Source organism: Streptomyces venezuelae (assembly GCF_008642315.1).
Lineage (GTDB): Bacteria > Actinomycetota > Actinomycetes > Streptomycetales > Streptomycetaceae > Streptomyces > Streptomyces venezuelae_D.
Map to the genome: position 1 here is coordinate 7,586,902 of NZ_CP029192.1, position 20,228 is coordinate 7,607,129.

The following is a 20,228-nucleotide window of genomic DNA, read 5'->3' on the forward strand; positions in this document are numbered from 1 at the left end:
CGGTGACGGAGCAGCAGGAGCAGACGGCGGAGGACGCGATGATGACGCGGATCGGGCAGGCGGTCATGCTGCATCACGGCGGCGACCGTGAGGAGGCTCAGGGCCGCTTCCTCGGTCTGTGGGGAGAGATCGGCGAGGACGGCGACCCGCTGCACCGCTGCACGCTCGCGCACTACATGGCGGACACCCAGGCCGACCCCTCAGACGAACTGGCGTGGGACCTGCGGGCGTTGTCGGCGGCGGACGAGCTCACGGACGAGCGCCTGAACGAACACCACCAGTCGCTCGCGGTGCGCGGCTTCTACCCCTCGCTGCACCTGAACCTCGCCGCGGACTACGTGAAACTGGGCCGCCCGGGTGCGGCCCGCAGCCATCTGCGCCGTGCCCGCGGCGCGGTGGGCGCACTGGAGGACGACGGCTACGGCAGGGGCATCAAGGACGCCATCGCCCGACTGGAGGGGGAGGTGGGGGAGGGGAGCGAGGAGGAGTGAACGGACGCCGTCGCGGGGTGGGGCGTGCGTGTCGCGGGGCGGTGGGGCGTGCGTGGCGCGGTCAGTGGCCGTAGGTGTCGCGGCAGATGACCGCTTCGGGGCTGTTCGGCCGCCACTTGCCGTAGGCCTCGCCGAGGGCGCAGACGTCGGTGACCGGGGCGGCGGGGACCCCGGCCGGGGCCGGGCGGGTGGCTCCCGCGTCGGGGCGTGCGGGCGAGGGCCTGCGTGCGGGAGCGGCTGCGGAGGCGGGGTTCCGGCGGTCGGTGCGGGGGAGGGACGGGGCGGAGGGGGTGGACTCGGGGCCGGTGCCGACGGCTGTGTCCGTCTTGCGTGGGGCCGGGACGCGGGGCGGGTCCATGCGTTGCAGGGCCTCGCGGGCCGGGGCCTGCACGACCTTCGGCCGCTGCTCTCCGTCGGTGCGGGGCGCGGGCTGCGGTGCGGTGGCCACTGCCGGGCCGGGGCCCGAGGGCCGCTCCACGCTCGTGCAGCCGGTGACGGCGGCCGAGGCGGCGGCCGAGACGGCCACGCTGACGAGGAGCGCGGCGGTGGTCGTCGATCGATGCATCTGCGCAACACTGCTGGTTCGGGGTGAAGTTGGCGACGGAACCTCGTGAGGTTGCCCCGCACGGGTGACGGGCGCGCCGCGGCTCACTCGTCCAGCATCCCCCGCAGCAGTTCCCCCACGCTGCTCCGCAGCTCATCCTCCGTCGGCGTCGCGGCATGGTACGAGCCCGCCACGCACGAGAACATCAGCCCGTCGCACCAGGCCACCAGGGACAGCGTGTGGCGTCGCGGCGCGGTGGAGCCCGCAGCGCGGAGCAGGGACTCCAGGGGCTCCCGGAACTGGGCGCCCGCCGCGTCGTAGAAGGCCCGCAGTTCCGGCCTGCGGGTCGCTTCCATGGCCAACTCGTAGCGCGATACGAGGAGTTGACGGTTGTCACCGGTCAGGTACCGGTGCAGGGCCAGGGCCAGGCCGGCGGCCAGCTGTTCGCGCCCCGCCGACGGGTGGGGGATCTCCGCGGGGGTCAGCACCTCCGCCTCGCGCTCGGCCTGCCGTCGTACCGCGGCCTCCAGGAGGGCGAGCCGGGTGCGCGCGTGATTGGACGTGGAGCCCTGGGGGAGGCCCGCCGCCTCGTCGACGGCGCGGTGGGTCAGGCCGCGCATGCCGCGTTCCGCGAGCAGGGCGAGGGCGGCGTCGGCGATGAGTTCGGTGCGGGGAGCTCCCGCGCTGCGTACGGGCATGGCGGAAACCTTACCCGGCTCACTACAGGTGTAGTACGGTCATGTCATCGCTCACTACACCTGTAGTGGGCGCATCGCACCCGCAGTGCCCAGGAGGAGCCATGGACCAGGCCCGGAACCGCCAGCCCCACGCGGTCGTCGTCGGCGGCGGCATCGGCGGACTCGCCGCGGCCATCGGGCTGCACGCATCGGGCTGGCGGGTCACCGTCCTGGAGCGCGCGGCCTCCCTGGAGCCCGTCGGCTCGGGCATCGGCCTCGCGCCCAACTCCCAGCGCGCCCTGGACGTCCTCGGCCTCGGTGGCAGGGTCCGCGCGCTCGCCGCCTGGGAGGGCGACGGCGGGCTGCGCGCGCAGAACGGCCGGTGGCTGGTGCGGACGAGCGCCGCCGCGGCCGAGGGGACGTACGGCGGATCGCTCGTCATGCTGCACCGCGCGACTCTCGTCGACCTGCTGGTCTCCGCGCTGCCCGAGGAATCGTTGCGCACGGGCACGGCGGCCCGCCTCACGGATCCCGGCTCCGCCGACCGCCCCGCCGTCGTCACCACGGACGCCGGCGACATCGAGGCGGACCTCGTCGTCGGCGCCGACGGCATCAACTCCGGCGTCCGCACGGCATTGTTCCCGGCCCACCCCGGGCCCGTGTACGCGGGCTTCACCGCCTGGCGATTCGTCATCCCGGCCCCTGACCGGCCCTTCACCCCGCACGAGACCTGGGGGCGCGGGGGTGTCTGGGGCACGCACCCGCTGAAGGACGGCAGGGTGTACGCGTACGCCACCGCCCGGCTGCCCGAGGGAGGCAAGGCGCCCGACAGCGAGAAGGCGGAGCTCCGACGCCGCTTCGCCGACTGGCACGACCCGATCCCCGGCCTGATCGCCGCCGTCAGGACCGAGGACATCCTGCGCAACGACGTCCGTCACCTGACGACGCCGCTCCCCGCGTACCACCGCGGCCGCGTCGCCCTCCTCGGCGACGCCGCGCACGCCATGGCACCGAGCCTCGGCCAGGGCGGCAACCAGGCCATCGAGGACGCCGTCGTCCTCGCCCACCACGTGGTGCCCGGCGCCGACCTCGCCGCGTGCCTCGCCGCCTACAGCGCGGCCCGCGTCCCCCGCACCACCGGGATCGTCCGGCGTGCCGCGCGGGCCGCCCGCCTCACGCACCTCACGAGCGGCCCGCTCATCGGCGTACGGAACGCCCTGATCTCGACGGCGACGCGTCTCGGCCCCGACTTCGTCCTGCGCAGCTTCTCCTCCATCGCCGACTGGCGTCCCCCGCGACCCCCGTATGCTGCGGGAACGACGACCGGAGCCGCCGAGCGACAGCAGGCGGGCGACAGTCGTCGGTAGGCGGACAGCAGAATGGAGAACAGTGGTGAAGATCGGTTGCATCGGACTCGGCGACATCGCGCAGAAGGCGTACCTGCCCGTCCTCACCACCCTGCCCGGGGTCGAACTGCACCTGCAGACGCGCACGCCCGCCACCCTCGCCCGGGTCGCCGGTGTCCACCACGTCCCGGACTCCCGCTGCCACACCGACCTCGACGCCCTGCTCGCCCAGGACCTCGACGCCGCGTTCGTGCACGCGCCGACGGCCGTGCACCCGGAGATCGTCACCCGGCTCGTCGAGGCGGGCGTGCCGACGTACGTCGACAAGCCCATCGCGTACGAACTCGCCGACTCCGAGCGTCTCGTGCGCCTCGCGGAGGAGCGCGGCGTCAGCCTCGCGGTCGGCTTCAACCGCCGCTTCGCGCCCGGCTACGCGCAGTGCGTCGAGCACCCCCGCGACATGATCCTCATGCAGAAGAACCGCGTGGGGCTGCCCGAGGACCCGCGCACGCTCGTGCTCGACGACTTCATCCACGTCCTGGACACGCTGCGGTTCCTGGCGCCGGGACCGATCGACGACGTCACGGTGCGGTCCCGCGTCGAGGACGGGCTCATGCACCACGTGGTCGTGCAGCTCGCGGGCGACGGGTTCGTCGCGATCGGCATGATGAACCGGCTGAGCGGCTCCACCGAGGAGATCCTCGAAGTCTCGGGCCAGGACACCAAGCGGCAGGTGATCAACCTCGCCGAGATCGTCGACCACAAGGGCCAGCCCAGCGTGCGGCGGCGCGGCGACTGGGTCCCGGTGGCGCGTCAGCGCGGCATCGAGCAGGTCGTGCTGTCCTTCCTGGACGCCGTGCGCGCGGGCAAGCTGCTCAGCGCCCGGGACGCGCTGGCGACCCATGAGCTGTGCGAGCGTGTGGTGCGGGCGGCTCAGGAGCGGGGCCGGGGGTAGGGGGCTCGGGGGCTCCGGCTCCGGGGGTTCCGGGGGCTCCGGGAGCGGTCCTGCCGGAGTTCCGCCTGAGGGTTCGCAGGCCCTCGGTCAGGCCCAGCGCGAGGAGTACGAGCAGCGCGGTGTGCACGGGCCAGTCGCCCCACTTGACGTAAGCCGTCTCGCCGGTGGCCAGTGGCACGTCGTAGAGGGCCGCAGCGCTCGCGGAGGTGCCGATCGTGCTGCCGACGCGCGAACCCTCCGGGCCGTACACCGCGGAGACGCCGGTGAGCGTGGCATGCACCATGGGGCGCCCGGTCTCCGCGGCCCTTACCGCCGCGAGCGACGCGTGCTGCCGGGGCGCCCAGCTGTTCTGGAACGACGACGTGGCGGACTGGGCGAGCAGCAACTGAGCCCCGTCCCGGGTGAGCCGGCGGCTCATGTCGGGGAACGCGGACTCGAAGCAGACGAGGGGGCCGATGCGGAGGCCGTGATCGCGGCCGTGGCCCTCCTCGTGCCGGATGTCGCGGCCGGTGCGCATCACCATCTGGTGGTCGCCGCGCCTGCGGTCCTCGCCCGCGGCCTTGCCGACGGATGTGGCCCAGCCGAGCAGGGAGCGGGCCGGAATGTACTCGCCGAAGGGCACGAGCCGCATCTTGTCGTAACGGTCGCCGGTCGGCCCGTCCGGCCCCACCAGGACGGAACTCTTGAATATCCCGGGCCGGTCGGAGCGGCGCGCGTCGACGTTCACCAGGATGTCCGCGCCCACCTCGCGGGAGAGCGCGGCTATTCGGCGGGCGACGTCCGGCCGGTCGGCCAGGTCGAACCCGACACTGCTCTCGCCCCAGACGACGAGGTCGGGGTCGCGGCCCACCAGCGTCCGGGTCAGTGCCTCCTCGCGCGCCAGGCGCTTGTCGGCGCTCGCGATGCCGTCCGCGATGATGCTGGGCTGGACGACGGCGACGCGGGTGTGGCCCGCGGGTTCGGGGCGGGGAGCCCAGGCCCAGGCGGCCGCCGCGGCGGTGGCGACGGTGAGGATGCCGGCGAGGGCGGGGAAAGCGGTGGACGTGGGCCCGGTCGGCACGTCGGCCCGTGCTGGGAGGGTGGTGGACGTGCGCCCGGTCGGCACGCCGGACCGTGCGGGAGAAGTGGCCGACCGCGGTGTCGCCACCCGCGCCGCCCCCGCCACGGCGAGCAGCGCGACCCCCGTGTTCAGGACCACGACGAACGCGCTGACCAGCCACACTCCGCCCACCGAGGCGAGTCGCAGCGCGGGCGGCACCTGCCACTGGCTGGAGCCGAGCAGACCCCACGGCCCGCCGAGCCCCTCCCAGGACCTGACCAGTTCGACCATCAGCCATCCCGAGGGCAGCACGACGAGCGCGGCGGCGGCCCGGCCCGGCCCCGGTGCACCGCCGCCGAGCAGCCGCCGCACCAGCCAACCCCAGGGCGCCCACAGCAGCCCGAGCAGCGCGGCGATCACGACGGTGAACACGTGAAGGCTCGGCAGCAGCCAGTGGTGCACGGCCACCATGAAGCCGAGGCCGCCCAGCCAGCCGTCGAGCGCGGCGCGGCGGGGAGTCGGGGCCGACCGCGCCAGGAGCATCCACGGCACGAGAGCGACGTACGCGAACCACCACAGCGACGGGGCGGGGAAGGCGAGAGCGGGCAGCGCGCCCACGGTGACGGCGATGCCGCCGCGCCACCAGCGGGACGCGAGCAGCCGGGCGGCGCGCTGCCGGTACCGCTCGCGTCGTCCGTCCGGCCCGCCTCGTTCGTCCTTCGGCTCCCGCCGGTCGTCGCCGGACAGCTCCATGCAGCGCCTCCCTCGGTCCCCGACGCCCGGTCGTACGACCAGTGTGCGCGACGTAGACGATCTAGGACAGTGGGTCGAGCAAGTGGAGGACCGACGAGGCGGTTCAGGCCTCGGAGGCTGCTTCCCGGGGCCGGGCAGCCAGTCGGCGCCACTTCTCCGTGACCACCACTTGGCGCAACCGCCAGCCACTGTGCGTACGCACCAGGGTGAAGGCATAGCGGCCGCCGCAGACGAAGTCCGGCGCGGTCGCGGGCTCGGCGGCCGCTGTCGAGCCCGCATGCTGCTGCGCGAACCGCATCGGATTCACGTAGTCGGCCTGGACACGGGCGACGTCGTCGATGTCCTGTTCCAGCGTCCCGAACTCCAGCCTGCGGTTGGTGATCAGGTGCTGGCGCATCGGGAACATCCGCATCGTCTCGGACAGCCATGCGGTGATCTCGTCGGCTCCTCCTTCGATGCCGCCCGCGGAGCGGTAGTCGGCGCGTCCTTCGGGAGCGAAGAGCTGTCGGTAGGCGGTCCAGTCGCCGTCGTCGACTGCCACCGCGTACTCGGTGATGAGGGCATCGACGGCCAACCGGTCGATCACGGCGGCGAGTTCCACGCGCTGCGTCATCGGCTCAGTGTTGGGCACGGGAGGTGGGGAGCCAAGGGGCGTGCAGGAATGGGCGCAGGGATACGCGCGGAAGGAGCGGCTACGCGGCCTTCACGATCTCCTCGCGGACAGCGGCGGCCCACTCCGTCACCAACTGCTCGTACTCTCTGCGCTGTTCGGCGGAGAGCCGACCGCCTGCGCGCAGCCACAGGCCGCGGATCCGCTCGTTCAGCTCGGCGGAAGAGCGCACGGAACCATGGGGTTGAGGGGTTAAGGGCATGGCGCCAAGCCTAGGGGATGGCTACGACAATCGGAACTGTCAGCTACCGCACACCTGCGCCACGTGACCGAATGAGCGCCGCGACATCAGCCGATCTGTTCGGCCAGGGCGACCATGATGCCCACGGGACCGCGGAGGTAGCAGAGGCGGTAGCTGTTCTCGAACCGGACGACCTCGCCGAGGAGTTCGGCGCCGTGGGGGCGCAGGCGGGCGATGGTGTCGTCGATGTCGTCGACGGCGAACATGACGCGGTGCTGGCCCAGGGTGTTGGGCGACGGACTGGGGGATCCGCCGCCCACCGCCGCGGGTGCGTGGAACTTCGTCAGCTCCAGTCGGCTTCCCTGACCGCCGGGGACGCGCATCATGGCGATGTCGCTGCGTACGCCGTCGAGTCCGACGGTGCGGTCCGCGTAGAGCCCCTCGATCTGCGCGGTGCCCTCCAGTTCCATGCCGATCTCGCCGAAGAAGGCGATGGCGGCGTCCAGGTCTTCGACGACGATGGCGATGTTGTCCATCCGCTGAAGCGTCATGGTGATGCCCCTTTCGGTTCGTGTGGCCTGTCTATGGCCACTGATACACCCAGGACGGAGCCGACGCCGCGATCTCGACACGACAACCGTCCGAGCGTCGCGAAGCCGCGACTGCCTTCGTGGTGTACCCGGCTACTGCGGCGCCGGTCGCGGAGGCGGACCTGACCACGGCGAGCACCGTGGACACAGGCCCTAGCCCGCCGACTCGCCCGCGTGCGGGCTCAGTTCCCCGACGCCCACCAGGACGAAGAGCACGATGCCGAGCAGGACGCGGTAGTAGACGAACGGCATGAAGCTCTTCGTGGTGATGAACTTCATGAACCAGGCGATCACCGCGTAGCCGACCACGAACGCGATGATCGTGGCGAAGATCGTCGGGCCCCAGGAGACGTGGCCCTCGCCCGCGTCCTTCAGTTCGAAGACTCCGGACGCCAGGACCGCGGGGATGGCGAGGAGGAAGGAGTAGCGGGCCGCGGCCTCGCGGGTGTAGCCCATGAGGAGGCCGCCGCTGATCGTGGCGCCCGAGCGCGAGACGCCGGGGATCAGGGCCATCGCCTGGCAGAGGCCGTAGATCAGGCCGTCCCTGACGCCGAGTTCCTTGAGGCTCTTGCGTTCCCGGACCGCCCGGTGCTTGCCGCCCGTCTCGTCGCGGGCCGCCAGGCGGTCGGCGATGCCGAGGACGATGCCCATCACGATCAGCGTCGTGGCGATCAGGCGCAGATCGCGGAACGGGCCCTCGATCTGGTCCTTGAATGTCACGCCGAGGACGCCGATCGGGATCGAGCCGACGATGACCAGCCAGCCCATCTGCGCGTCGTGGTCCGAGCGCGGCACCTTGCCGAAGAGCGAACCGAACCACGCCGACAGGATGCGGGCGATGTCCTTGCGGAAGTAGATCAGCACCGCGGCCTCCGTGCCGATCTGGGTGATCGCGGTGAACGCGGCCCCCGGATCGTGCCAGCCCGCGAACGCCGCGGTCAGGCGCAGGTGCGCGCTGGAGGAGATCGGGAGGAACTCGGTCAGCCCCTGGACGAGCCCGAGGATGAAGGATTCAAGCCAAGACATGAAAACTGCGCCGTCCAAGTACTGATCATCAGGCCGCAAGTGCGGTCGTAGCGGTCATATAGGGGCGTGGCTGAGGCAGGGCTGAAGGAAGCGGGGCCGAAGGGTGGGTCGAGAGCTCGCGGACGTGGGAGCGCGGGGCGATCACGTCCCCGTCGTGGGGGCAGCGTAGCGGGCCAGGGTTACGGGACGGCGGCAGGGCCGACCGGCGGCTGTGGCGCCGGGCCCGCCGTCGTCCGTCCCGGTGCCTGCGGATGCGCGGTGAGACCGTCGTGCTGGACCGTGTCGCCGCAGGCCGAACAGGTGACCACCGGGACCAGTTCATGGCCGAAGAGGTGTTCGAGGACCCGTCGCAGGCAGAGGACCCGTCGCAGGCACAAGGAGAGGTGAATGTCAGCTCAGCGGTCGCGGAAGTGGTGGCGCTTGAACCACGCCACGGCCGCCCCGCCAAGGCCCGTCACCGCGATGAATCCCATCGCGATCAGGAAGACGGGCGACGTCGGCGTCGACGCGCGGGCCCCGGCGATCACGTACGCCGCCGTGTTGGGAATCGACCCGAGGCCCGTCGCGAGCAGGAACGGCAGCCAGCCCATGCGGGACACCGCAGCGCAGTAGTTGGCCGCGGCGAACGGCACGCCGGGGAACAGCCGCACCGCCAGCATCGAGCGGAACCCGTGCCGGCTGAGCTGGCCGTCCGCGGCCTTCAGCCAGCGCCCCCGCAGCAGTGGCCGCAGCGCGTCCTGGCCCAGCATCCGGCCGAGGCCGAAGGCGATGCCGGCGCCGAACACCGTGCCGGCGATCGCCGCGACGAGGCCCACCTGCGAGCCGAAGAGCGCGCCCGCCGCCAGATTGAGCAGCGGACGCGGCACGAACGCGGCGGTGCAGACTCCGTACGCCACCGCGTACAGGGCCACCGCCGTGGCGCCGCCCAACTGCGCGGGCCAGCCGTCGGAGAGGACGCGCTGCGGCTCGAAGACCAGGACGCAGGTGGCCGCCGCGGCCAGCAGCACCAGGAGCAGCGACAGCCGCGACCACGGCGAGAGCAGAGCCCTGGCGCAGCGCACGGCGAGGCCCTGCGGGCGGGCGGTGGCGGTCTCGAACATTCGGGAAGAGTAACCGGCTCATGTGACTGATCGCCGTATGGTGCGTCTCATGAGCGTCACAGTCCCGACGGCCGTGCCGAGCAGCGACCTCGCCGACACGGTGCTCGAACGGCTCGTCACGACCTACTCGGAGGCGGCCGATCCGGAACGGTCCGTGCAGATGAGGGCGTACATGAAGGACATCGCCCCCTTCCTCGGCCTGACCTCACCGGTGCGCCGCGACCTGTCCCGAACGGTCCTCGCGGGTACGCCGCGTCCCGACGAAAAAGACTGCACGGCGATCGCGCTGCGCTGCTGGGAACTGCCGGAGCGGGAGTACGCCTACTTCGCCGTCGACTATCTGCGCCGCCATGTGAAGCGCTGCTCGTCCGGTTTCCTGCCCGTCGTCCGGCAGCTCGTGGCGACGCACTCCTGGTGGGACACGGTCGACGCGCTCGCCGCGCACGTCGTCGGCGGCCTGGTCGCGGCGGATCCGGAGCTGCGGACCGTCATGGACGAATGGATCGAGGACGACGACCTGTGGGTGGCCCGGACGGCCCTCCTCCACCAGCTGCGTCACAAGGCGGACACTGACGTGGAGCGGCTCTTCGCCTACTGCGTACGCCAGTCGGGGCACCCCGATTTCTTCATCAGGAAAGCCATCGGCTGGTGTCTGCGGGAGTACGCGAAGACCGACCCGGAGGCCGTGCGTGCCTTCGTGGCCCGGGAAGGGGACCGGCTGTCGCCGCTCTCGATGCGGGAAGCGCTGAAGAACAGCTGAGAACGGCTGAAGAACAGCTGAAGAATGTCTGACGTCAGGACTCCGCCTGGGCCCGACGCCGGTCGAGCAGTCCCTCCACGATGCGCATCAGGCGCTCCCCGACCTGGTCGACACTGCCGTTCTGCGTGCTGACCTGCGCGCCTTCCAGCAGGAACGTGATCTCGGCCGCGGTCTGTCCGGGGTCGGGCAGTCCGGCCCTCTCGCACAGGGCGATCAGTCGCCGGGTCTGGTCTGCCTTGTGCTCCTCGATCACCTGCCGGGCGGGATGCGAGCGGTCGGGCAGTTCGGCGAGGGAGTTGATGAACGGGCAGCCCCGGTACGACAGCGTGGGCAGTCCCTCGGCGATGAAGCGGGCCAGTCCCAGGATCTGCTCCCCGGGGTCGTCGGGGTGCGCGGCCCCGACCCGGTCGAATGCGGCCCGGTACTCGGCGGCGACGATCCGCAGCCACTCCGCGACCAGCGCGTCCTTCGTCTCGAAGTGCCGGTAGATCGCCGCCTTCGTGGTCTCGGCCCGGTCGGCGATCGCCTGGACGCCCACCCGAAGGATGCCCTCGCTCTGGAAGAGCTCCTCCGCCGCGTCGAGGATGCGCTCGCGAGGCGGGAGCTTGGCCACCCTGCTCGGCCTGCTGGGGGTCGCTGTCATGGCTGCTACGGTACCAGCCAGGTCCTTGCGATACCGATCGGTATCGTATGGTTCTGTTCGGTATCCATACGGAGTCCGTGGTTCGGTCGACGATCAGGAGTGCGCAATGAAAGTTTCTGAATACGTGCAGTACGACGCGGTCGGGCTCGCGGAGCTGATGGCCGCGGGCGAAGTGACGCCCGCCGAAGTGGCGGCGGCCGCACGCGAGGCGGCGGGGGCGGTGAACCCGGAGATCAACGCGGTCGTCGAGACGTGGGCCACCGACGACGAGACCTCCCCCGACAACGGCAGCGCGCCGCTGGCCGGCGTCCCGTTCCTGATCAAGGACCTCGGGGTCGCCATGGCCGGCAGGCGGATGGAGCTCGGCAGCAGGCTCGCGGCCGGACACGTCCCGGGCGCCGACTCCTCGCTGATGGTGCGTCTGCGGCGGGCCGGCCTGGTGACGTTCGGGCGTACCACGACACCGGAGATGGCCTACAGCATCACCACGGAGTCGGCCTTCCACGGGCCGACCCGCAACCCGTGGGACCCGCGGCGCAGCGCCGGTGGATCCAGCGGGGGAGCGGGCGCGGCCGTCGCCGCCGGGATCGTCCCCGTCGCGCACGCCACGGACGCCGCGGGCTCGCTCCGCATACCCGCCGCCTACAACGGCCTCTTCGGGCTGAAGCCCACCCGCGGCCGCGTCTCCGCGGGCCCCGACTTCGACGAGATCTTCAACGGCCTGGGCGTGCAGGGCAGCGTCAGCCGCACGGTGCGCGACAGCGCGGTCCTGCTGGACCGGATCAGCGGCCCCGAACCGGGCGACCCCTACTCCGCGCCCCGACCGTCCAGGCCGTACGCCGACGAAGTCGGCCGGTCGCCGGGCCGGCTGCGCATCGGCGTCCTCGCTCAGGCGTGGGGCGGGCGCCGCACCACCGCGCCCGTGGCCGACGCCGTCTCCCGGACCGTGCGACTGCTCGAATCCCTCGGCCACCGGGTGACCGAGGCGCGCGTCGGGCTCGGCGTCGGCTGGGACGAGTTCGTGCTCGCCAACGCCCGGATCATGGCGTCGAACCTCGCCGCCTCCGTCGACGGGCTGGCCGCCGCGTCCGGCAGGCCCGTCGACACCTCCACCCTCGAACCGGTGACGCTGGCCGGACACCGGTACGGGCAACTGGTCACCGGCCCTCAGCTCGTCGCCGCCCTCGCGGTCCGCAACCTCGTCGCCCGAAGCCTGGCGGAGTACTTCGGCACGTACGACCTGCTGCTCACCCCGACCGTGCCGGAACCGCCCATGTTCCTCGGCGAGTACGGGCAGGGCGCGGAGGCGCTGGACGGGTTCGGCTGGATCGAACGTCTCAACGAGCGCTCGCCGTTCACGATGGCGTTCAACGTCGCGGGCACGCCCGCCATGTCCGTGCCGGTGACGTCCGACGCGGAGACGGGGCTGCCGGTCGGCATGCAGTTCGCCGCCGGATACGGGGAGGAGGGCCTGCTCTTCCGCCTCGCCGGGCAGCTCGAACAGGCGAGCCCGTGGGCCGGACGCACGCCCGCCGTGTGGGCGGGCAGCCCTCGGGTGCGCTGACGACGTCCCGGCGGACGGCAACTCGTCCGGCAGAGCGCGTGGTTCGCGCGAAAATCATTCGACGTGGGCGATTTCTTCGGTGAGGATCAGTCCATGTTCCGGTACGCCTTCCACGCAGCCACGCCCGCAGTCGCGGGCGCTGCGAAGGCTGCCGTCCCCACGCCGGACATCCCCACCTCGGCCGTCCCCACGTCGGCCGTCCTCGCACCCGACGCCTTCGGCGGCACCCGAAGCTGACCCTCCCCGGACATTCCGGCGGACCCCCGAGGGGGAGGGTCGGTCCGGCCCCCGGGGTCCCCGTCCCGACCGCGCGCATCCGCCGGTCCGGGACAACAGCTTCGAGTTCCGGAGAAGGAACGACCATGTCCAAGACCGCTTACGTCCGTACGAAGCCGCACCTGAACATCGGCACGATGGGCCACGTCGACCACGGCAAGACCACCCTGACCGCCGCCATCACCAAGGTCCTCAGCGAGCGCGGCACCGGCGGCAGCACCCAGTACGTGTCCTTCGACCGCATCGACCGCGCCCCCGAGGAGGCGCAGCGGGGCATCACCATCAACATCGCGCACGTCGAGTACGAGACGGACACCCGGCACTACGCGCACGTGGACATGCCCGGCCACGCGGACTACGTGAAGAACATGGTCACCGGCGCCGCCCAGCTCGACGGGGCGATCCTCGTCGTGTCGGCGCTCGACGGGATCATGCCGCAGACCGCCGAGCACGTGCTGCTCGCCCGGCAGGTCGGCGTCGACCACATCGTCGTCGCGCTCAACAAGGCCGACGCCGGTGACGAGGAGCTCACCGACCTCGTCGAGCTGGAGGTCCGTGACCTGCTCTCCGCGAACGGGTACGGAGGCGACTCCGTCCCCGTCGTACGGGTCTCGGGGCTGAAGGCCCTGGAGGGCGACCCGCGGTGGACGTCCGCGATCGAGGCCCTCCTCGACGCGGTGGACACCTACGTGCCGATGCCGGAGCGCTATCTCGACGCGCCGTTCCTGCTGCCCGTCGAGAACGTGCTCACCATCACCGGGCGCGGCACCGTCGTCACCGGCGCCGTGGAGCGCGGCACCGTCCGCCTCGGCGACCGCGTGGAGGTCCTCGGCGCCGACACGGAGACGGTGGTCACCGGCCTGGAGACCTTCGGCAAGCCGATGGAGGAGGCGCAGGCCGGCGACAACGTGGCGCTGCTGCTGCGCGGTCTGCCACGCGACGCCGTACGGCGCGGCCATGTCGTCGCGGCGCCCGGCAGCGTCACCCCGCGGCGGCGCTTCACCGCGCAGGTGTACGTCCTGTCGGCCCGCGAGGGCGGCCGTACGACACCGATCGCCACCGGGTACCGGCCGCAGTTCTACATCAGGACCGCGGACGTGGTCGGCGACGTCGACCTCGGCGAGGCCGCCGTGGCCCGCCCCGGCGACACCGTCACGATGACGGTCGAGCTGGGCCGTGACGTACCGCTGGAGACCGGCCTCGGCTTCGCGATCCGCGAGGGCGGCCGTACCGTCGGCGCGGGCACCGTGACCGGAGTCGCCTGACGGGTCGCGGCCCGTCACGCCCGCCCCGGGGGGATCGGCCCCCCGGGGCGGGCGGGCACAATGGACGGCGTGGACGAGCACGAGTTCGAGGGCGGGGCCGGGGCGGACGCCCCGGGCGGGAGTGCGGGCACGGAGGCCGACGAGGCCGTTCCGGTGACCCGGGAGGTCGACCACGGCACGGCCAAACTCATGCCGGACATCGACCGGCAGCACGCCTGGCTGCTCACGGTCGACGGCGCGCCTCAGTCGTACATCGACCTGGACGACCCGACCCACCTGGAGTTCGAGTACGCGCGCCGCCTCGCCCACGTCCTCGACACCGCGGCCGAGCCGGGCGCCCCGCTCGACGTCACCCACCTCGGCGGCGGCGCCCTCACCCTGCCCCGCTACCTCGCCGCCACCCGCCCCGGCTCCCGGCAGCAGGTGGTCGAAGCCGACAGGGGACTGCTCCGACTGGTCGCCGAACGCCTGCCGTTGGAGAAGGGGAGCGGGGTCGACATACACGGCGCCGACGCCAGGGAGTGGCTCGACGCGGCGCCCGACGACAGCGCCGACATCGTCGTCGCCGACGTCTTCGGCGGCTCACGCGTCCCCGCGCACCTCACCACGGTGGCGTACGCGCGCACCGCCGACCGGGTGCTGCGTCCGGGCGGGCACTACACCGCGAACCTCGCCGACGGCGCGCCGTTCGCCTTCCTCCGCTCCCAACTCGCCACGTTCGCCGAGGTCTTCGAGGAGCTCGCGCTGATCGCCGAGCCGTCGGTGCTGCGCGGACGCCGCTTCGGGAACGCCGTGCTGATCGCCGCGCACCACCCCATCGACGTCGGGACCCTGGCCCGGCGGACGGCCTCCGACGTCTTCCCCGCCCGGGTCGAGCACGGTGATGGGCTGCGCCGCTTCATCGGGGACGCGCGACCGGTGCGGGACGGCGAAGCGGTCCCCTCACCCGAGCCGCCCGACGGCGCCTTCTCCATCGGGTGACGCCTCGGCCGCGGCGGCGACCGGGTCCGGCACGGCATCCGCCGGTGTCCCGGCCGACGCGACGTGCGTCGTGCGCCGCGTCAGGTTGCGTACGTCAGGGACGAAGAGGACGGCCGCCGTCACCAGGACCACCAGCGCCGCACAGCCCCACAGCGACGGGGTCCTGCCGAACGCGGACTCCGCCGGTCCCGCGAGCGCTGTGGCCAGCGGGACCATCGCGATCGAGCCGAACCAGTCGTAGGCGGCGACGCGCGACAGCTTCTCCTCGGGGATCTCCTGGTGCATCGCGGTCATCCAGGAGACGCCGAACACCTCGATCGCGACGCCGCTGACGAACATCACCGCGGCGAGACCGGCGACCGGCAGCGGCACGGCGAGCGCCGCCGAGGGAGCGGCCAGCGGGAAGACGCAGAGGGTGCCGGCGAAGAGCAGGCGCCGCGGCTTCCACCGCATCATGAGGAACGCCCCGCAGACCGTGCCCGCGCCGAACGCGCCGAGGGCCAGTCCCCACGGCCCCGCACCGCCGAGCTCGTCCCGCGCCACCAGTGGTCCGAACACCGACTCCGCGGCGCCGACCACCGCCACCACCACCGAGAACTGCGCCACGATGGACCACAGCCAGGGCCGCCCGGTGAACTCGCGCCAGCCGTCCCGCAGGTCGGCGATGAGCCCCTCGCCCGGCGCGCGCTCGGGGATGTGGCTCACGTCGAGGAAGGACCGCAGCGCCCCCGCGAGCGCGAACGCCGCGGCGTCCACCGCGAGCACCCAGCCAGGACCGATCGCCGCGACCAGCAGACCGCCGAGGGCGGCCCCGCCGAGCCCGGCCCCCTGCATCGCCATGCGGTACAGCGCGAACGCGCGGCCCACCTGCTCGCCGCTGACCGACGACATCAGCATGCCCTCGGCGGCGGGACCGAAGAAGGCCTGGCCGGCGCCGCCGAGCCCGCCGAGCAGCATCATCTGCCACAGCTGCGGCTCGCCCGCGAGGACGAGCACGGCGAAGGCCGCCTGCGACACGCAGTTGAGGACGTTGGCGGCGACCATCACGTGGTGGCGCGGCAGCCGGTCGGCGATCGCCCCGCCGATGAGCAGGAACAGCACGAGCGGCAGCGTCCGTGCGGCGGCGACGAGGCCGACGTCCCCGCCGTCGCCGCCCGCGTCGAGGACCGCGAACGCCGCCGCGATCAACGCCCCGTGGCTTCCGAGGTTCGTCACGATCGCGGCGGCGGTCAGCAGTGTGTAGTTGCGGCCGGCCCAGGAGGGCTTGCGGCGCGGCGCGGAGGCGGGAGTCGTCACCCCGGGACTATCCCCGGCGGGCGGCCGACTTGCCAAACCGTTTCAGGCACCTCCCGCGCGGGTGAGGCGTCCTCAGCGGCCGGACTCCTCCGGTGTCTCCTTGCTCAGCCGCACCGTGCCGAGGATCTGCTGCACGAGATCGTCGGAGACCTCCTCCTTGACGCCCTTCGCGCCGTAGAGGGTCCAGGCGACGAATTCACCCGCGCCGTTCTTGAAGGCGAACGTGGTGGCCTTGCCCTCGGAGTCGCACTTGGCCGACGTGGCGGCACCGGACGTCGTCGACGTGGCGACGCTGCCCTTGATCCCGGCCTTGGTGGTGAAGTCCTTGATCTCGCCGATCTTGATCTTCTTCTTGTCGGCCTTGGTCTGCTCGGTGTAGCCGCCGAAGACCCACCACGCCGAGTCGTTGCGCGCGATGTCCTTGGTGTTCTTGGCGCCGTTCTGGCCCTTCGTGCCGACCGCGGCGAGCGAGGTGTCGTCGGGCTCGCCGTCCTTGTCGTCGTCGGACGTGCACCACTTGTCCTTGAGGATCGCCGGCGCGGACATGCCGATGATGGTCTTGGCGCCGTCGTCCTTGCGGTCGTCGAAGGCGATGAAGGTGTCCGGCGTCTGGACCTTCCAGTCCGGCGGGACGTCGAACGCGGTGCCCCACTTGGGGTTCACGACGACCTGCCACCCGTCGATCATGGGCTTCTCGTCGTCGGCGTCGCGCGCGTTCCCGTCGTCGCTCGGCGCCGGGCTCGGGTCCTTCTTCTCGGACTTCGCGGGCTTCGACGGGCCCGCCTCGTCGTTCTTGTCGTCATCGCCGCCGAAGACCAGGAAACCGGTGACGCCCGCCGCCACCACCACGGCGAGCGCCGCCACGATGGCGGTGACCTTCGTCTTGTTCCCGCCGCCCCCGCCCGGCCCGCCGACGGGCTGCTGCTGCGGCACCGGCGGCGGCGTCGGGACCGCCCAGTGCGACTGCTCGGGCTGCGAGTACGCGCCCGGTTGCGGCTGCTGGCCGCCCGCAGGCTGCTGGTAGCCCCCCGCCTGCTGCTGGTAGCCACCCGCGGACTGCTGGTATCCCGGCTGCTGATACGGGTTCGGCTGCTGGTACCCCGGCTGCTGGTACGGGTTCGGACTCTGGTCCTGCGGGTTCTGCTCGCCCCCGGGCGGCTGATTTTCTGGCCACATGGCCAGTAACCATAGAGGGGCGGGGGACCTGGTGCCATGCGCGGCCCCGGTGGGACGGGCCTCTGCCGGGCGACACGGGGAGAACCCGTGCAGAACGTGGAGGAACCGGAGCGCAAGGGGGGAATGCGTCAGGATTCCGTCGGGTCCCCGTGGGTGCGCACCGTGCTGAGGATCTTCATCACCGTCTCCTCGGGGATCTCGTCCTTCACGCCCCTGGCGCCGTAGAGGCTCCAGGCGACGTACTCGCCCGCCGCGTTCTTGAACCCGAAGGTGATCGCCTTGCCGTCCGTCGCGCACTTGCCCTTCATCGGGGTGTCCGTCGACCGGGCGCGGGCGATGCTGCCCTTGATGCCGGACTTGGTGGTGTACGGCTGTGCCTTCTCGTCGGACGTGAAGCTCTTCTTGTCCGGCTGGGTGTAGCCGGCGAATATCCACCAGCCGACCTGGTTGACCGCGACCTCGTCGGTGTTCTTCGCGCCGTTGGCGCCCTTCGTGCCCACGGCGGCGAGTTCGTGGTCCTCGGTCCTGCCGTCCTTGTCGTCGTCCGTGACGCACCACTTGGACTTGAGGTACGCGGGCGCCGACATGGTCATCAGCGGCTTGCCGGTCTCGTTGTCCTCGAAGGCGATCGCCGAGCCGGGGTTCTGCACCTCCCACTCCGGCGGCACGTCGAAAGCGGTGCCCCATTTCGGGTTCACCACGACGTGCCAGCCCTTGATGGTCGGCTTCGGACCGTCGTCCGTGCCGCGCCCGCTGTCGGAGCCTTCGCCGGTCGTGGGGCTCGGCTGCCGGGAGCCGGACGCGGGGGAGTCGGCCTTGGTGTCCTTGTCGTCCCCGCCGCTCAGCACCAGGTATCCGGTGACGCCCGCGGCGACGACGACGGCGGCCGCCGTCACCATCGAGACGATCTTGACCTTGTTGCGTCCGCCGCGGTCGCCGCCGCCACCGCTGCCGCTCGCCTGCGGGACCCCCATGGGCGCGGTCGGAGCGCTCCACTGGCCCGCCTGCGCCGCGTTGGGCTGCTGGTAGGGGTTCGGCGCCTGATAGCCCGGCTGCTGGTAGGGGTTCGGCTGCTGGTACCCCGGCTGCTGGTACGGGTTCTGACTCGGGTTCTGACCCTGTTCCTGCGGGTTCTGCTCGCCCCCGGGCGGCTGCTGTCCTGACCACATGGCCGGACACGATACGGGGACCGGTCATACAAGATCACAACGGCCCCGGATGCACGCCGGACTCCCCGGGGATCAGTCCTGGACGGGCTCGTACAGACGCACCGTCGCGGTGATCTCCCGTACCGTCTCGTCCGGCAGTTCGCCCTTGACCCCGGTCGCGCCGTGGAAGGACCAGGAGGCGAACCGGCCGTCGGAGTTCTTGAAGGCGAACACCGTGGCCTTGCCGTCCGAGCCGCACGTGCCCCGCTTCTTCGCGCCCGCCGAACTCGCCCTCACCAGCGTGCCCTTGAGGCCGGATTCCGTGGTGTACGTCTCGGTCGGCCCCATCGTCACCTTCTTCCGGTCCGGCTGCGTGTAGACGCCGTAGACCCAGTTGACCGCGTCGTGCCGCGCGGCCTCCTCGGTGCTCTTCACCCCGCGCCCGCCGCGCGTGCCCGCGGCCGCCAGTGCCGTGTCCTCCTTGATGCCGTCCTTGTCGTCGTCGCTCACACACCACTTCTCCTTGAAGTAGGCGGGAGCGGCGTAGGCGGCGAGGAACGGCGCCGTGTCGTCCTCGGCGTCCTTGTCCTCCACGACTCCGCCGGCCCAGTCCCGCGATTCCAGGGACCAGTCGGCGGGCACGTCGAACGCGATGCCGAGCTTGGGATTGACGACGACTTTCCAGCCGGGAACGGTCGGCTCGGGCATGCCGTCCCCGGTGCGCGGATTGGCGGTGGCGGTGGCCGTGGCGGTGGGGTCCGGCGAGGCGCTGGACTTCGCAGGGCCGGGCTTCGCGGAGTCGTCCTTGTCGCCGCCCAGGAGCAGGGCGCCGGTGACGCCCGAGGCGACGACGACGACGCCGGCCGCGACCAGGGCGATCAGCTTCGTGCGGTCGCCGCCGCCCCTGCCGCCGCCGGGAGGCTCGGGCGCCGCTCCCCGCGGGCCCCCGGGCATCGTCGGGGCGTTCCACGGGGCCTGCTGCCCGTAGGGGGTGGGCTGCTGGTACCCCGGCTGCCGGTACGGGTTCTGCTCCTGCTGGTCCCGGCCCTGCCGGTGCTGTCCCTGCTCGCCCCCGGGCGGCTGCTCTCCATGCCACATGGGCGTCAACCTTAGGTGACGGTGATCCACGTGCGCGCAGGTCCTGGCCAAGGATCGCTACCCGTGGGTAACATCGCGGCCATGAGCGCAGACCAGATGTCGATCGGCGAGATGCTCGCCGCCACGGTTCCGATGGCCCGGACCCTGAACCTCGAGTTCCGGGAGACCTCTCCGGACAGGGCCGTGGTGGCCCTGCCCGACCAGAGCGACTACCACAACCACGTCGGCGGACCCCACGCCGGCGCCATGTTCACGCTGGGCGAGTCCGCGAGCGGGGCCATCGTCCTCGCCGCGTTCGGCGCGGAGCTGTCGCGGGCGGTCCCGCTGGCCGTCAGCGCCGAGATCGCGTACAAGAAGCTGGCCATGGGCCCCGTGACGGCGACCGCCACCCTCGGCCGCCCGGCCACCGACGTGATCGCCGAACTCGACGCGGGCGAGCGCCCCGAGTTCCCGGTCACGATCGAGATCCGCCGCGAGGACGGCGCCGTCACCGGCGAGATGACGGTGGTGTGGACGCTGCGGCCCAACAATCCCAGCTGAGCGCCCCGCTCACTCGAACAGATGCGCACAGGCCCGTGGTTGTGTCCCCCGGACGCAACCACGGGCCTTGTTCAACTCATTGACACGAGTCATCCACGGACATAGTTTT

Annotated in this window: 22 protein-coding genes; 9 read left to right on the forward strand and 13 right to left on the reverse strand. The window is 72.1% G+C overall.

Annotated elements, in window-relative coordinates; genetic code table 11:
• Nucleotides 1-2 precede the first annotated feature (2 nt).
• Nucleotides 3-491, forward strand: coding sequence for a tetratricopeptide repeat protein (locus DEJ48_RS33575; protein ID WP_150219898.1), 489 nt, complete (start codon nucleotides 3-5; stop codon nucleotides 489-491).
• 61 nt (nucleotides 492-552) lie between these two features.
• On the opposite strand, the gene DEJ48_RS33580 is transcribed toward DEJ48_RS33575, so the two are convergent.
• Together DEJ48_RS33580 and DEJ48_RS33585 are read right to left on the reverse strand one after the other, a co-directional pair.
• Entirely contained in the window at nucleotides 553-1,056 is a 504-nt protein-coding gene (locus tag DEJ48_RS33580; protein WP_150219899.1) for a hypothetical protein, read from the reverse strand.
• Between the two features lie 83 nt (nucleotides 1,057-1,139).
• Nucleotides 1,140-1,733 carry a TetR/AcrR family transcriptional regulator gene (locus tag DEJ48_RS33585; protein WP_150219900.1) on the reverse strand — a complete coding sequence of 198 codons (594 nt, stop codon included), beginning with the start codon at nucleotides 1,731-1,733 and terminating at the stop codon, nucleotides 1,140-1,142.
• Nucleotides 1,734-1,834: 101 nt separating this feature from the next.
• Between DEJ48_RS33585 and DEJ48_RS33590 the strand changes: the two genes are divergently transcribed.
• Entirely contained in the window at nucleotides 1,835-3,079 is a 1,245-nt protein-coding gene (locus DEJ48_RS33590; protein WP_150219901.1) for an FAD-dependent monooxygenase, read from the forward strand.
• A 25-nt stretch (nucleotides 3,080-3,104) separates the two neighbouring features.
• Nucleotides 3,105-4,013: a Gfo/Idh/MocA family protein gene (locus DEJ48_RS33595; RefSeq protein ID WP_150219902.1), complete on the forward strand. Its 909-nt coding sequence runs from the start codon at nucleotides 3,105-3,107 to the stop codon at nucleotides 4,011-4,013.
• Here the strand turns inward: DEJ48_RS33595 and lnt are convergent.
• The 6 genes from lnt to DEJ48_RS33630 form a co-directional block, all read right to left on the reverse strand.
• Nucleotides 3,934-5,805, reverse strand: a complete 1,872-nt coding sequence (gene lnt / locus DEJ48_RS33600; RefSeq protein WP_150219903.1) for an apolipoprotein N-acyltransferase — start codon at nucleotides 5,803-5,805, stop codon at nucleotides 3,934-3,936. The genes DEJ48_RS33595 and lnt overlap by 80 nt on opposite strands.
• A 103-nt stretch (nucleotides 5,806-5,908) precedes the next feature.
• Entirely contained in the window at nucleotides 5,909-6,418 is a 510-nt protein-coding gene (locus DEJ48_RS33605; protein WP_150219904.1) for a nuclear transport factor 2 family protein, read from the reverse strand.
• Nucleotides 6,419-6,497: 79 nt separating this feature from the next.
• Nucleotides 6,498-6,647, reverse strand: a complete 150-nt coding sequence (locus DEJ48_RS33610; protein ID WP_385938417.1) for a hypothetical protein — start codon at nucleotides 6,645-6,647, stop codon at nucleotides 6,498-6,500.
• A gap of 116 nt (nucleotides 6,648-6,763) precedes the next feature.
• Entirely contained in the window at nucleotides 6,764-7,207 is a 444-nt protein-coding gene (locus DEJ48_RS33615; protein WP_150219906.1) for a VOC family protein, read from the reverse strand.
• Between the two features lie 192 nt (nucleotides 7,208-7,399).
• Nucleotides 7,400-8,272, reverse strand: coding sequence for an undecaprenyl-diphosphate phosphatase (locus DEJ48_RS33620; protein WP_150219907.1), 873 nt, complete (start codon nucleotides 8,270-8,272; stop codon nucleotides 7,400-7,402).
• 395 nt (nucleotides 8,273-8,667) lie between these two features.
• Nucleotides 8,668-9,372 carry a TVP38/TMEM64 family protein gene (locus DEJ48_RS33630; protein ID WP_150219909.1) on the reverse strand — a complete coding sequence of 235 codons (705 nt, stop codon included), beginning with the start codon at nucleotides 9,370-9,372 and terminating at the stop codon, nucleotides 8,668-8,670.
• A 49-nt stretch (nucleotides 9,373-9,421) separates the two neighbouring features.
• Between DEJ48_RS33630 and DEJ48_RS33635 the strand changes: the two genes are divergently transcribed.
• Complete coding sequence (locus DEJ48_RS33635; protein ID WP_150219910.1) at nucleotides 9,422-10,132, forward strand: DNA alkylation repair protein; 711 nt, start codon at nucleotides 9,422-9,424, stop codon at nucleotides 10,130-10,132.
• Between the two features lie 34 nt (nucleotides 10,133-10,166).
• Here the strand turns inward: DEJ48_RS33635 and DEJ48_RS33640 are convergent, their stop codons facing one another.
• On the reverse strand, nucleotides 10,167-10,775 hold the full coding sequence (locus DEJ48_RS33640) for a TetR/AcrR family transcriptional regulator (protein WP_150219911.1): 609 nt from the start codon (nucleotides 10,773-10,775) through the stop codon (nucleotides 10,167-10,169).
• A gap of 106 nt (nucleotides 10,776-10,881) precedes the next feature.
• Here DEJ48_RS33640 and DEJ48_RS33645 point away from each other — a divergent pair, with 106 nt between their 5' ends.
• From DEJ48_RS33645 to DEJ48_RS33655, 4 genes are all read left to right on the forward strand, one after another.
• Entirely contained in the window at nucleotides 10,882-12,339 is a 1,458-nt protein-coding gene (locus DEJ48_RS33645; protein ID WP_150219912.1) for an amidase, read from the forward strand.
• A gap of 93 nt (nucleotides 12,340-12,432) precedes the next feature.
• Entirely contained in the window at nucleotides 12,433-12,576 is a 144-nt protein-coding gene (locus DEJ48_RS39910) for a hypothetical protein (RefSeq protein ID WP_190537749.1), read from the forward strand.
• 125 nt (nucleotides 12,577-12,701) lie between these two features.
• Nucleotides 12,702-13,880, forward strand: coding sequence for an elongation factor Tu (tuf, locus tag DEJ48_RS33650; protein ID WP_150219913.1), 1,179 nt, complete (start codon nucleotides 12,702-12,704; stop codon nucleotides 13,878-13,880).
• Nucleotides 13,881-14,069: 189 nt separating this feature from the next.
• On the forward strand, nucleotides 14,070-14,861 hold the full coding sequence (locus DEJ48_RS33655) for a spermidine synthase (RefSeq protein ID WP_150221548.1): 792 nt from the start codon (nucleotides 14,070-14,072) through the stop codon (nucleotides 14,859-14,861).
• Here DEJ48_RS33655 and DEJ48_RS33660 read toward each other — a convergent pair.
• The 4 genes from DEJ48_RS33660 to DEJ48_RS33675 all read right to left on the reverse strand — a co-directional run bounded on the left by DEJ48_RS33660 (nucleotide 14,823) and on the right by DEJ48_RS33675 (nucleotide 19,579).
• On the reverse strand, nucleotides 14,823-16,193 hold the full coding sequence (locus DEJ48_RS33660) for an MFS transporter (RefSeq protein ID WP_411757506.1): 1,371 nt from the start codon (nucleotides 16,191-16,193) through the stop codon (nucleotides 14,823-14,825). The two genes, DEJ48_RS33655 and DEJ48_RS33660, sit on opposite strands and share 39 nt — an antisense overlap.
• A 36-nt stretch (nucleotides 16,194-16,229) precedes the next feature.
• The gene (locus DEJ48_RS33665) at nucleotides 16,230-17,333 is read right to left on the reverse strand and encodes a hypothetical protein (protein ID WP_150219915.1); all 1,104 of its coding nucleotides are present in this window, start codon (nucleotides 17,331-17,333) and stop codon (nucleotides 16,230-16,232) included.
• Nucleotides 17,334-17,461: 128 nt separating this feature from the next.
• On the reverse strand, nucleotides 17,462-18,502 hold the full coding sequence (locus tag DEJ48_RS33670) for a hypothetical protein (RefSeq protein WP_150219916.1): 1,041 nt from the start codon (nucleotides 18,500-18,502) through the stop codon (nucleotides 17,462-17,464).
• A gap of 72 nt (nucleotides 18,503-18,574) precedes the next feature.
• Entirely contained in the window at nucleotides 18,575-19,579 is a 1,005-nt protein-coding gene (locus DEJ48_RS33675) for a hypothetical protein (protein ID WP_150219917.1), read from the reverse strand.
• Between the two features lie 81 nt (nucleotides 19,580-19,660).
• Here DEJ48_RS33675 and DEJ48_RS33680 point away from each other — a divergent pair, with 81 nt between their 5' ends.
• The gene (locus DEJ48_RS33680; RefSeq protein ID WP_190537754.1) at nucleotides 19,661-20,119 is read left to right on the forward strand and encodes a DUF4442 domain-containing protein; all 459 of its coding nucleotides are present in this window, start codon (nucleotides 19,661-19,663) and stop codon (nucleotides 20,117-20,119) included.
• Nucleotides 20,120-20,228 lie beyond the last annotated feature (109 nt).

Bases quoted from the DNA above. Each gene is read 5' to 3' on its own strand.
- DEJ48_RS33665 (WP_150219915.1), bottom strand. From the start codon at position 17,333: ATGTGGCCAGAAAATCAGCCGCCCGGGGGCGAGCAGAACCCGCAGGAC.
- DEJ48_RS33645 (WP_150219912.1), top strand. From the start codon at position 10,882: ATGAAAGTTTCTGAATACGTGCAGTACGACGCGGTCGGGCTCGCGGAG.
- DEJ48_RS33670 (WP_150219916.1), bottom strand. From the start codon at position 18,502: ATGTGGTCAGGACAGCAGCCGCCCGGGGGCGAGCAGAACCCGCAGGAA.
- DEJ48_RS33620 (WP_150219907.1), bottom strand. From the start codon at position 8,272: ATGTCTTGGCTTGAATCCTTCATCCTCGGGCTCGTCCAGGGGCTGACC.
- DEJ48_RS33580 (WP_150219899.1), bottom strand. From the start codon at position 1,056: ATGCATCGATCGACGACCACCGCCGCGCTCCTCGTCAGCGTGGCCGTC.
- DEJ48_RS33655 (WP_150221548.1), top strand. From the start codon at position 14,070: ATGCCGGACATCGACCGGCAGCACGCCTGGCTGCTCACGGTCGACGGC.
- DEJ48_RS33615 (WP_150219906.1), bottom strand. From the start codon at position 7,207: ATGACGCTTCAGCGGATGGACAACATCGCCATCGTCGTCGAAGACCTG.
- DEJ48_RS39910 (WP_190537749.1), top strand. From the start codon at position 12,433: ATGTTCCGGTACGCCTTCCACGCAGCCACGCCCGCAGTCGCGGGCGCT.
- lnt (WP_150219903.1), bottom strand. From the start codon at position 5,805: ATGGAGCTGTCCGGCGACGACCGGCGGGAGCCGAAGGACGAACGAGGC.
- DEJ48_RS33640 (WP_150219911.1), bottom strand. From the start codon at position 10,775: ATGACAGCGACCCCCAGCAGGCCGAGCAGGGTGGCCAAGCTCCCGCCT.
- DEJ48_RS33585 (WP_150219900.1), bottom strand. From the start codon at position 1,733: ATGCCCGTACGCAGCGCGGGAGCTCCCCGCACCGAACTCATCGCCGAC.
- DEJ48_RS33630 (WP_150219909.1), bottom strand. From the start codon at position 9,372: ATGTTCGAGACCGCCACCGCCCGCCCGCAGGGCCTCGCCGTGCGCTGC.
- DEJ48_RS33590 (WP_150219901.1), top strand. From the start codon at position 1,835: ATGGACCAGGCCCGGAACCGCCAGCCCCACGCGGTCGTCGTCGGCGGC.
- DEJ48_RS33635 (WP_150219910.1), top strand. From the start codon at position 9,422: ATGAGCGTCACAGTCCCGACGGCCGTGCCGAGCAGCGACCTCGCCGAC.
- tuf (WP_150219913.1), top strand. From the start codon at position 12,702: ATGTCCAAGACCGCTTACGTCCGTACGAAGCCGCACCTGAACATCGGC.
- DEJ48_RS33605 (WP_150219904.1), bottom strand. From the start codon at position 6,418: ATGACGCAGCGCGTGGAACTCGCCGCCGTGATCGACCGGTTGGCCGTC.
- DEJ48_RS33675 (WP_150219917.1), bottom strand. From the start codon at position 19,579: ATGTGGCATGGAGAGCAGCCGCCCGGGGGCGAGCAGGGACAGCACCGG.
- DEJ48_RS33680 (WP_190537754.1), top strand. From the start codon at position 19,661: ATGAGCGCAGACCAGATGTCGATCGGCGAGATGCTCGCCGCCACGGTT.